The following is an 11927-nucleotide window of genomic DNA, read 5'->3' as shown; positions in this document are numbered from 1 at the left end:
GACATGGAACGCGATGACCTGCACCGCGAGGTGCTGCGCACCCAGGGCAAACTGACCAGTTGCTTCGGCTATGACGCCATGGGTCGCAAGAGCTGGCAATTCGCATCGACGATGCCGGCTGACAAGCTCTCGCAGATTCACAATCCCGGCGACAACAGCCTGTTGGTTGAACACGGCCAGAACCCGATTCATCGCCGCTACGAATACGACCCGGCTGGCGAACTGATCCGCACCCTCGACAAACTGCGCGGCGAGATCAAGTACGAATACGAAGCCAACGGCCAGTTGCACAGCCGCGACTCGGGCAGACTCGTCGACAGCGAAGAGTTCCGCTACGACGCGGCCGCCAACCGACTGAACTTCAACACTAGCCAATTCGACCAGGTCAAAGACAACCGCATCAAGCGCTGGCGTGATCAGGAATATGCCTACGATGCCTGGGGCAACCTGATCGAAAAACGGGTAGGGCTGAGCACGCTGCAGACGTTCGCCTATGACTGCGAAAACCGGCTCGTCAAAGCTGAAACGTTGGTGAACGGCAAACTGCAAGGCATCGGAACCTATCGTTACGACAGCCTTGGCCGACGCATCGGCAAAGCGTCCGAGATAAACGGCCAAACCGAACACAAGCACTTCCTTTGGCAAGGTCTACGCATGCTGCGCGAAGAAACGCCGTGGCAGAGCAGCCTTTATGTCTACGAGCCCGGCAGCTACGCACCCCTTGCGCGAGTGGATCAACAGGAAGGTGAGTCCGAACAGAAGCTCTACTACTTCCACACCGACCAGATCGGCACGCCGCTGGAGATGACGGACGTTGATGGGAGCATTGTCTGGCAAGCCACGTACAAGGCATGGGGTGAGGTTGAGGCGCTAGCAGTCAATGAGGTTGAGCAGAACCTGCGTTTCCAGGGACAGTATTTCGACGACGAGACGGGGCTGCACTACAACACGTTTCGGTATTACGATCCGCAGGTGGGGCGGTTTATTACGCAGGATCCGATTGGGTTGGCAGGGAGTGTCAATCTTTATCAACAATCACCAAATCCTGTCGGGAGGGTCGATCCATTAGGTTGGACCTGCTCTACGACATTGAATGTTAACAAGCCCAAAATACTTAGCAGCCCTGATCTGTCGAGCGCAGAACGTTCGTTTCTTCAAAGACAGTTTACAAAAAAACAGAATGCACTGATCCGAGCAGCCAATCGAGGCGAGTTGGTCTGGTCACCGGGCACGCATGACGTTAGGATATCCTCGCTCCAAGGATCATATAGGAAAGCAGTTGCGGCGCGTTTTGAAAGAATGTTTGGACATGCCCCAGATTTGACTAAGCTCAATGCAGATCACCCAGTCGATCTAATCGTAGGTGGATCAGCGACACAAAGGTTGCAGATGCTTGACGAAACTATCAATAAAAGCGTAGGTAGCTCTATAAAGAATGCTGGTAGACGAGCGGGTCTAAGCCCCGGCGATAAAATTAGTGCTATCATTTTTAACTGAGGTTTTACGATGACTCAATATATTTCCGTTATAACCGATACAGCGACAATCGTGGTTTTCGATCTGATGGCCATCAAGCACAGGATTTCTGACACTCCGGATTGGTGGAGTATTCAACAGGATGAGGTGGATGAGGTGAATAAAGGTAACATCACCTTTTTAAATGTTGGTCAAGATGGTGTATACAGTATAAGCATTGTTGACGATATAAGTGATGAGGATGGGAGTGTGTATATAGGATTTCCCTCCGGTCATATCTTTATTGGTGCTGGTGAGGATACCACTGGAGGGGATTTAGAGCCTGATGGGTCGGACGCTATTCAAGGTAAAGTGATACAATTTACTCCCGGTAACTACAAGTTGAAATATAAAAAAATTGGCAATAATGTAGTTTTGTCGTTTTCATCCTCAGAAACAAAGTATAACTCTATTGTGGAATCCATACGGATTTAATTCTTTTGACAGATGTCAGGTGGGTTTATCTCTTAGAGTTCGACGTTGGGTAAAGTCGCGCGGTGTGTGCTGCTTCTATGAGAGTTTATTTTACTGAATTGGTTGCGGAGCTGCCCGCGATTTAAATTCTTTTAAGACCTGCCCTGTCGTTCGACCTGCGACTTCGGCTGGCATCTGACCCGCGTCTATTATATCGGCTACGGAGAGCATGCCGAACGTTCACAGTTCAGTGCCGAATTCGAACATGACTCAATTAGCCGCTTGTTGGCGAAGCTCAATCAGGATGCGCGTAAGATTACGCCTACGGCTAAGGCGATCGCCTGCGATCGATCGCGCGGCTGCCTGCATCGACCGGCAAGAATCTCGGCGTTGGTGAATAAACGCTCTAATTGTTCTATGATTCGGTTGATCGGATACTTCGAGAGACCACGCCTCAGGAACTCTGGACTACGAATACGACCCGCTAAGTTAGCGGCAAGCTGCCGATGGTAAGGTCCTACCGTTACGACAGCTTGGCCTATGTATTGGGAAGTCAGCCGAGATAAGCGGCCAGACCGAACACAAGCATTTTCTCTGGCAAGGCCTGCGCATGCTGCGGGAAGAAACGCCGTGGCAGTCTAGCCTTTATATCTACGAGCCGAATAGCTACGCGCCACTGGCCCGGGTCGATCAACAGGAAGGTGAGGCCGAACAGAAGCTCTATTACTTCCATACCGACCAGATCGGCACGCCGCTTGAGATGACGGACGTTGATCATTGGGGCTGGAGCGCAAAACCTTCTCACTCTCCAGATTTGTCTAAATGGTTTGAAAAAGGCGGCTCCGTTCATTCGGTGATAGAGGGGCGGACTTGGATATATAGTGACTGGGAAGGCGATACTGTGAGATACCCTAATGGGCATCCAGACTTCACTCCTTTTGAACGTCAGCAGATAGACGTGCCTGACCTAAAGGGGAACCATGGCAAAAATCCTGGTGGAGACTTTGGGAAAGCTGATGCTCTTGCGCCTAAAGGGCCTGCAGATTACGCCAAAAATACTTGGCACCACCATGAAAATATGAAAACGATGCAAGAAGTTCCTCAGAAGATTCACAACAGATTTACCCATTCAGGTGGGGTAAAGAATATGAAGTCTATATGTTGAATGAGGTAAGTTATGCCGATTCTATATAAGAAAGGTCTCGTATCTACTGTTGTTGATTTCATTGAGGTGGAAGTCGGTAAGAAGTTACCTTCTGGCTATCGAGATTTTCTCTATAAAATGAACGGACTTTATTTTTCCTCCCCGCATTATGCTCAGATACCGTTGAAGGCTGTTGATGAAGGTGTTATCAGTTTTGATAGGTTTTTTGGATTTTTGCCTGATGAGGAATGTAACGACATTGTTAGCTTCAACAAAGAATTTATTGATGAGCTTAAATTTCTTCCGAACGCCATTGCTATCGGCGAAGATGGTGGTGGGAACCCTTATGTTCTTATAGGCGGGGAGAAGAAGGGCGTGTACTACTGGGATCGAACGCATTTGCATGAGTCTGACTCTCTAAATTCCTATGATATCGCGGAGCAGGAAGATAGCGGAAATCTCTTCTTAGTTGCATCAACGTTTAGTGGATTTTATTCGCTTGTTGTAGAGAGTGCGAATGGTAATCCAGATTTTGTAGAGGAAATTTGATCTGCTGCTGATGTAAACCTAGATAGATAGGCATATGTCAGCAGGTTTTTATTTTGGATTTGTACCGGGTGCCTGGTGGTATGACCGCCTTTGGATATGGCAATAGCAACTACTAGTCTATAGGGGTTAGATTATTAAATGAAAGGGTAGTACGGCACTTCAACAAGCCACAGCGTGCGGGCCCCGGGCGGGCATCTGACGCGCGTCGATGAAATCGGCTACGGCGAACGGGCGGAATGACCACAGCGCAGCACCGAATTCGAACGCGATTCGATAGGCCGTCTGCTCGCCAAACTCAACCAGGATGCACGTCAGGATTACACCTACGACGATGTGGATCGCCTGCTGTCGATTGCGCGGCTGCCTACAGCGATCGGTAAAAAACTCGGCGTCAGCGAAGAAACGCTCACGTTCGAGTACGACCTGTTGGGCCGTCTGATCAAGGAGACCACGCCCCAAGGCGCGCTGGACTACGCATACGATCCGCTGAGTAACCTCAACACGCTGACATTGCCGACTGGCCAACACCTCAACCACCTGTACTACGGCAGCGGTCACCTGCACCAACTGAACCTCGATGGCCTGCTCATCAGCGACATGGAACGCGACGACCTGCACCGCGAGGTGCTGCGCACTCAAGGCAAACTGACCAGTTGCTTCGGTTACGATGCGATGGGTCGCAAAGCGTGGCAATTCGCGTCGACAATGCCGGCTGACAAGCTCTCGCAGATTCACAATCCCGGCGACAACAGCCTGTTGGTTGAACACGGCCAGAACCCGATTCATCGCCGCCACGAATATGACCCGGCTGGCGAATTGATCCGCACCCTCGACAAGCTGCGCGGCGAGATCAAGTACGAATACGAAGCCAACGGCCAGTTGCACAGCCGCGATACGGGCAGACTCGTCGACAGCGAGGAGTTCCGCTACGACGCGGCCGCCAACCGACTGAACTTCAACACCAGCCAGTTCGATCAGGTCAAAGACAACCGCATTAAGCACTGGCGCGATCAGGAATATGCCTACGATGCGTGGGGCAATCTGATCGAAAAGCGGGTGGGCTTATCCAAACTGCAGACATTCAGCTACGACTGCGAAAATCGGCTCGTCAAGGCTGAAATGTTGGTTAATGGCAAGCTTCACAGCGTGGGCACCTACCGCTATGACAGCCTTGGCCGACGCGTCGGCAAGACGTCGGAAATCAACGGGCAGACCGAACACAAACACTTTCTCTGGCAAGGCCTGCGCATGCTGCGCGAAGAAACGCCGTGGCAGAGCAGTCTTTACATATACGAGCCCGGCAGCTACGCGCCCCTTGCGCGAGTGGACCAAAACGAAGGCGAGTCCGAACAGAAGCTCTACTACTTCCACACCGACCAGATCGGCACGCCGCTGGAAATGACTGACGTTGAGGGCAGCATCGTCTGGCAGGCCACCTACAAGGCTTGGGGTGAGATTGAGGCGCTAGCAGTCAACGGGGTCGAGCAGAATCTGCGGTTCCAGGGGCAGTATTTCGACGACGAGACGGGGCTGCACTACAACACGTTTCGGTATTACGATCCGCAGGTGGGGCGGTTTATAACGCAGGATCCGATTGGATTGGTGGGTGGATTCAATCTATATCAATACGCGCCTAGTGCTATCGGTTGGATAGATCCATTTGGATGGATGGGCACGCGGATAGATAATGTCTACCATTCCTTCGACAGTTTTGCCGTCCCTTCAGATCTTCGCTACTCGAGTGACGGAGTGCAATTCAACCGTGCAAACCAAAACTTCATCGGCAAAATGAATACAGACGCGTCCTTCCGCCGAGACATGCTCGGACGATACCCTGAACTGGACACGTGGATGAAAAAACCTAATATGGCTGGCAGCCCGGCAGGGCTCACTTGGCACCATCATGAGGATGTTGGCGTGTTAAAACTCGTGGATCGAGCTGATCACGCATCGAAGCATGGGATCTACCATCCCACAGGTAAGGGTGGGCGTGATATATGGGGCGGAGGCAAGGATGGGAGAAAAGGTAAACTCAACGGTAAAACTGGGCAACCACTAAAAGGATCTTGCGGATGAGTAAACTTAATATTCAAGAGCGGGCGGAAATTGGCTTAATTATTCAGGCTGTACTTGCAGGGGACATCGTTATGGATGATCTTTGTGTCTATGCCGAAGAGGATGTTGGTGAAATATCGCAAAGTCTTGCCTGTTATTTAGATCGATATCCAGAAATTGTTGATGACACCGAGGTCCACAGTGATTTTGTGTGCAATAATAATCTGGAGCTACTTTATTACGGTCAGCAATTTAAAGATGTTGTAGATCATGTTTATGATCAGAAACCATCTGCGACTCTGGGGGATGTCATTGCGGCACTAAATTATTATATGGATCATGATGACTTTCTAGGCTTTGACTGATGGTTTGATGACTAGTCAGTCTATTGAACAGATATTTTTATTAAGTCCTGTTTTAGCTCGCATGTCACTATTCTACTGTATAACTGGTATTTCAAATATTTGACGAGGTCAAAGACAACCGCATCAAACGCTGGCGTGATCAGGAATATGCCTACGATGCGTGGGGCAACCTGATTGAAAAGCGGGTGGGCTTATCCAAGCTGCAGACATTCAGCTACGACTGCGAAAATCGGCTCGTCAAAGCTGAAACGTTGGTGAACGGCAAACTACAAGGCATCGGAACCTACCGCTACGACAGCCTTGGCCGACGCGTTGGCAAAACGTCCGAAATCAACGGCCAGACCGAACACAAACACTTTTTCTGGCAAGGCCTGCGGATGCTGCGGGAAGAAACGCCGTGGCAGAGCAGCCTGTATGTTTACGAACCGAATAGCTACGCGCCACTGGCCCGAGTCGATCAACAGGAAGGTGAGGCCGAACAGAAGCTCTATTACTTCCACACCGACCAGATCGGCACGCCGCTGGAAATGACCGACGTTGAGGGCAGCATCGTCTGGCAGGCGACGTACAAGGCGTGGGGTGAGATTGAGGCGCTAGTCGTCAATGAGGTCGAGCAGAATCTGCGGTTCCAGGGGCAGTACTTCGACGATGAGACGGGGCTGCACTACAACACGTTTCGGTATTACGATCCGCAGGTGGGGCGGTTTATTGCCCAGGATCCGATTGGGCTAGATGGGGGCGTAAGCCTCTATAGGTACGCTCCTAACCCTATAACTTGGATTGATCCGTGGGGATGGGCATTCAAAAGTGTTAATTTTGAGGGATCAAGCGATCTATTTCCAGTATCTGGGAATCAGAAAAACATTGTGAGTATTGAGATGCAAGGATCTAGAGGGCGTGATTTTACTGAGGCTTATAAGCAAGCGGGATTGAAGGAAGCAGACGTCAAAGCGTTAGGTAAGTATACGTGGCATCACCTTGACGATTTCGATCCTACTACCGGTAGATCCACTATGCAGTTAGTGACAAGGTCTGCTCACGAAGCATCTTTACCCCATACTGGGTCCGTAGCGCAGTTTGAGAAACATTTCGGACTGCCTTCAGGGTCCTATGGAAGTAAGGACGCGATCGGCATATCGCAATCTAAAGGGTGGCTGAGAGGGCGCGCAGCAAGCTCCGCAACTTCGACTTGTTAGAGGTGATGAATGAAAGAGTTTACGCTTTTTAATTCTGAGGGGGCCGTAGGTCCGTCAGATATTTCTGTATTCGAAAAGTCGTTAGGGTTTACCCTGCCACGCGCATTTATAGATTTATATATCAATCACAACGGCGGTGAACCAAGCAGAAGCTGGGTCATCACAGATGATGGATATGATCCGATGCAGGTTGTGGACTTTAAACCCCTACTTAGTGAAGGCCCGGAAGGTTCATTGGATACTAAGTTCGTCGAGGGGTGTTATAAGGTTATGACCGAAAGGCAGGTGATTCCGCACACATTGTTACCATTTGCAGTTGATGGTGGCGGTAATTTTTTCTGCTTGGACTTGCTTAGCGGTGCAGTAGTTTTTTACGCTGTTGATAGTTTTCGAGAGGAAATGAGCATGGTTGCCAATCAAGTAGCTGTTCAAAAAGTAATTGCTCGGACTTTCGAAGGTTTTATCGACGAGTTGGAAGAGGATCCTGGTTTTTAGTCCGAAGCTGCTCAGGAGGGCAGTATGATGAGGCGACGTATCAAGTATCATAAGGGCAATTTCTAAAGAAGTTAGTTTTCTAGCTTGGTCGATCTTATGCTGCCTGCGCTAAGCGCATACGCCATTCAACTTCGCGATTAACAGCAACCTCGGCGGCGGTAACTGTTTGTTGACGTGTGTAGAACGTAATCCGCTGCCGTTACGACCAACCGCAAATGGCCTGTATTCCCACACCAGCCAGTTCGATCAGGTCAAAGACAACCGCATCAAGCGCTGGTGCGATTAGGAATATGCCTACGATGCGTGGGGCAACCTGATTGAAAGGCGGGTCGGCCTGAGCAAACTGCAAACTTTCCAGTACGACTGCGAAAATCGCCTTGTCAGAGCCGAAACCCTCCTCGACGGCAAGCTTCACAGTACCGGCACCTATCGTTACGACAGCCTTGGACGGCGCATCGGCAAGACGTCCGAGATAAACGGCCAGACCGAACACAAGCATTTCCTGTGGCAAGGCCTGCGGATGCTGCGCGAAGAGACGCCGTGGCAGAGCAGCCTTTATGTCTACGAGCCCGGCAGCTACGCGCCCCTTGCGCGACTAGACCAAAACGAAGGCGAAGAGGAGAAGAAGCTCTACTACTTCCACACCGACCAGATCGGTACGCCGTTGGAAATGACCGACGTTGAGGGCAGCATCGTCTGGCAGGCCACTTACAAGGCGTGGGGTGAGATTGAGGCACTAGCAGTCAACGGGGTCGAGCAGAATCTGCGGTTCCAGGGGCAGTACTTCGACGACGAGACGGGGCTGCACTACAACACGTTTCGGTATTACGATCCGCAGGTAGGGCGGTTTATTACGCAGGATCCGATTGGGCTGTTGGGTGGTAACAATCTTTACTCTTATGTGCTTGCTCCCATACTTTGTATAGACCCACTGGGATGGCTTCCGTGGGAGAAGGGGGGCTTCGATAGCTGGTTCAATAGTGCATCAGTCGACGATGTGGTTAATAATAAGATGGCAGTCGAGGATGCACTTCGGCGACCTGGAGGTAAGCATGAAATGTTTCCAGTGTCGATGGCGCCTAAAGCAAAGGAGCTTGGCTTTACTGCTCAAGAGCTTAAGGAGATGACGGTGCCCACCAAAGATATTACGTTTGTAAGTTTCACCGATAGACATGGTAATCCGGTGCCGGATGGTCCGCATCACGGTAGCAGTGCTGGCAGGAATTTTCATAATAAGCTGATAAAAGATTTGGCTAAAACTAAAACTAAATCTGAGGCGTTGAGTGTGATCGATGCCCATCACCGTGCTCACATGAAGCTTGGGAGTTGCTAAATGGATACTTATGATATCGATCGATTCGACAAAGTGCACCTTTGGGTTGGTACGAATTTTGAATCTGACGCAATATACAATAAATATTTCGAATTGGACTATTCTGCTGAGCTCGATGAGCCAGCTTACAAAGTATGTCGGTTTTGCAAGGATTTAGGTATACGATGGTATGATGAGGATTTTATTGGGATTATACCTAGATCTGATAAAGAGCTCACGCTAGATGAGATTCTTAAAGAGTCCGCCATAGACCCTGCGGAACTGGAAAACGTCAAGGCTGAATGCGAAAATTTAGGAATCAAACGGGCGAATGCAATATTTTGGTATTCAGATGGCGGAGTTTCGGTCCCTCACCCGTATAAAGCTAGCTATAACGGATTAAGATATATAGGTTTGTTTCAAGGGAATTGATTTAATCTTTATTCAGTGATTGAATTTCTGCCTGGTATTCGAGAGCTTGAAATAAGCTCTCGATTTTTCATCCTCATAGTGACTGGTAATTCGCGGCTTCTTACCCTAACGCGAGGCTCTAGTAACCGCGCTACGACGACAAGGGCAACCTCATCGCCGAAACCGACGCCCTCGGCCACAAGACCGAATACCTCAACAGCGACGACGGCCTGCCGCACACCATCATCGACGCGACGCGCAAGTCGAAATATCTGTGGTGGAATGGTTTGGCTCAGGTCGAGCGTTTTCAGGACTGTTCGGGCAAAGGTACCTTCTACACCTACGACGACCGCGCCCACTTGGTGGCCGTCACCGATGCGTTGAATCAGACCACCAGGCTTGAGCGTAAGCCCGACGGCGAAGTACTGCGCATCGATCACCCGGACGGTACTGCCGAGTCTTTTACCTACAACGCCCTCGGTCAGGTGCTGACGCACACCGACGGCAAAGGCCAGACCACGCGTCTGCTGCGAACCGCGCGCGGATTGCCGAGCAGTCGCCAGGACGCCAAAGGCCAACGGATTCGCTACGAGTACGACAAGGCCATTCGCCTCACTGCACTGGTCAATGAAAACAACGCCGCCTATCAGTTCGCCTACGACGCCTCGGATCGTCTGATCGAAGAAAAACGCATCGACAACCTGACACGCCGTTTCAGCTACAACCTTGGCGGGCATCTGACGCGCGTCGATGAAATCGGCTACGGCGAACGGGCGGAACTACCACAGCGCAGCACCGAATTCGAACGCGATTCGATAGGCCGTCTGCTCGCCAAACTCAATCAGGATGCACGTCAGGATTACACCTACGACGATGTGGATCGCCTGCTGTCGATTGCGCGGCTGCCTACAGCGATCGGTAAAAAAATCGGCATTGGGGAAGAAACGCTCACGTTCGAGTACGACCTGCTGGGCCGTCTGATCAAAGAGACCACGCCCCAAGGCGCGCTGGACTACGAATACGATCCGCTGAGTAACCTCACCACGCTGACATTGCCGACTGGCCAACACCTCAATCACCTGTACTACGGCAGCGGTCATCTGCACCAACTGAACCTCGATGGCCTGCTCATCAGCGACATGGAACGCGATGACCTGCACCGCGAGGTGCTGCGCACCCAGGGCAAACTGACCAGTTGCTTCGGTTACGATGCGATGGGCCGCAAAGCGTGGCAATTCGCGTCGACGATACCGGCTGACAAGCTCTCGCAGATTCACAATCCCGGCGACAACAGCCTGTTGGTTGAACACGGCCAGAACCCGATTCATCGCCGCCACGAATACGACCCGGCTGGCGAATTGATCCGCACCCTCGACAAACTGCGCGGCGAGATCAAGTACGAATACGAAGCCAACGGCCAGTTGCACAGCCGTGACACGGGCAGACTCGTCGACAGCGAAGAGTTCCGCTACGACGCGGCCGCCAACCGATTGAACTTCAACACCAGCCAGTTCGATCAGGTCAAAGACAACCGCATCAAGCACTGGCGCGATCAGGAATATGCCTACGACGCTTGGGGCAATCTGATTGAAAAGCGGGTCGGGCTGAACACGCTGCAGACGTTCGCCTACGACTGCGAGAACCGGCTCGTCAAAGCTGAAACGTTGGTGAACGGCAAACTGCAAGGGATCGGAACCTATCGTTACGACAGCCTTGGACGACGCGTCGGCAAGACGTCCGAGATAAACGGGCAGACCGAACACAAGCATTTTCTCTGGCAAGGTCTGCGGATGCTGCGCGAAGAGACGCCGTGGCAGAGCAGTCTTTACATATACGAGCCCGGCAGCTACGCGCCCCTTGCGCGAGTGGACCAAAACGAAGGCGAGGCCGAACAGAAGCTCTACTACTTCCACACCGACCAGATCGGCACGCCGCTGGAAATGACTGACGTTGAGGGCAGCATCGTCTGGCAGGCCACCTACAAGGCTTGGGGTGAGATTGAGGCGCTAGCAGTCAACGGGGTCGAGCAGAATCTGCGGTTCCAGGGGCAGTATTTCGACGACGAGACGGGGCTGCACTACAACACGTTTCGGTATTACGATCCGCAGGTGGGGCGGTTTATAACGCAGGATCCGATTGGGTTGTTGGGCGGAAAGAACTTATACCACTATTCACCAAACCCAATTCGGTGGATTGATCCTCTAGGCTGGGTGCATGAGAGTACAGGTGGGTACAATGTATACGGTCTTTTTGACAAAGGTGCAGATAAGCCTTATTACGTCGGAATTACGGATGATTTGTCGAGACGGCGTGTAGAGCATGTTGGAACAGGCAGGCTTACACAGGGTGCCAGAATGAAACCGTTGGATACTGATGTAACCTACGGTCAGGCCAGAGGATATGAGCAGGCATATATAGATAGTTACGGCACCAAAACCGGCACTATTGGAGAGGATATTTCTGCCACTAAT

General features: G+C 51.3%; 8 protein-coding genes and 5 pseudogenes. All 13 read left to right on the top strand.

What is annotated here, in order from left to right:
• On the top strand, positions 1–1497 hold a 1497-nt coding region (locus tag QRN36_RS25850), incomplete at its 5' end, for an RHS repeat domain-containing protein (protein ID WP_285426627.1).
• 9 nt (positions 1498–1506) lie between these two features.
• Complete coding sequence (locus tag QRN36_RS25845; protein ID WP_285426626.1) at positions 1507–1950, top strand: DUF6386 family protein; 444 nt, start codon at positions 1507–1509, stop codon at positions 1948–1950.
• A 467-nt stretch (positions 1951–2417) separates the two neighbouring features.
• Positions 2418–2698: pseudogene (locus tag QRN36_RS27775) on the top strand (hypothetical protein); the annotation flags it as partial.
• Positions 2690–3094, top strand: a complete 405-nt coding sequence (locus QRN36_RS25835) for an HNH endonuclease (RefSeq protein ID WP_285426629.1) — start codon at positions 2690–2692, stop codon at positions 3092–3094. The pseudogene QRN36_RS27775 and the gene QRN36_RS25835, both read left to right, overlap by 9 nt.
• Positions 3095–3106: 12 nt before the next feature.
• Complete coding sequence (locus QRN36_RS25830) at positions 3107–3622, top strand: SMI1/KNR4 family protein (RefSeq protein WP_285426625.1); 516 nt, start codon at positions 3107–3109, stop codon at positions 3620–3622.
• Positions 3623–3808: 186 nt separating this feature from the next.
• A pseudogene (locus QRN36_RS25825) lies at positions 3809–5287 on the top strand (RHS repeat domain-containing protein); the annotation flags it as partial.
• A 3-nt stretch (positions 5288–5290) separates the two neighbouring features.
• Entirely contained in the window at positions 5291–5698 is a 408-nt protein-coding gene (locus QRN36_RS27770; protein WP_373568801.1) for an HNH endonuclease, read from the top strand.
• On the top strand, positions 5695–6042 hold the full coding sequence (locus QRN36_RS25820; RefSeq protein ID WP_285426624.1) for a hypothetical protein: 348 nt from the start codon (positions 5695–5697) through the stop codon (positions 6040–6042). The genes QRN36_RS27770 and QRN36_RS25820 overlap by 4 nt, the downstream gene beginning before the upstream one ends.
• A gap of 98 nt (positions 6043–6140) precedes the next feature.
• Positions 6141–7238: pseudogene (locus tag QRN36_RS27765) on the top strand (RHS repeat-associated core domain-containing protein); the annotation flags it as partial.
• Between the two features lie 9 nt (positions 7239–7247).
• Positions 7248–7733 (top strand): SMI1/KNR4 family protein, encoded by a 486-nt coding sequence (locus QRN36_RS25805; RefSeq protein WP_285426623.1) that lies wholly within the window; start codon positions 7248–7250, stop codon positions 7731–7733.
• A gap of 205 nt (positions 7734–7938) precedes the next feature.
• Positions 7939–8673 (top strand): annotated as a pseudogene (locus tag QRN36_RS25800) (RHS repeat domain-containing protein); the annotation flags it as partial.
• A gap of 393 nt (positions 8674–9066) precedes the next feature.
• The gene (locus QRN36_RS25795) at positions 9067–9477 is read left to right on the top strand and encodes an immunity 22 family protein (RefSeq protein ID WP_285426622.1); all 411 of its coding nucleotides are present in this window, start codon (positions 9067–9069) and stop codon (positions 9475–9477) included.
• 128 nt (positions 9478–9605) lie between these two features.
• A pseudogene (locus QRN36_RS25790) lies at positions 9606–11663 on the top strand (RHS repeat-associated core domain-containing protein); the annotation flags it as partial.
• Positions 11664–11927: the final 264 nt, after the last annotated feature.

The sequence above is a fragment of the Pseudomonas sp. efr-133-TYG-103a genome, assembly GCF_030209235.1.
Classification (GTDB): domain Bacteria; phylum Pseudomonadota; class Gammaproteobacteria; order Pseudomonadales; family Pseudomonadaceae; genus Aquipseudomonas.
This window is presented reverse-complemented; position numbering and strand designations above follow the sequence as displayed.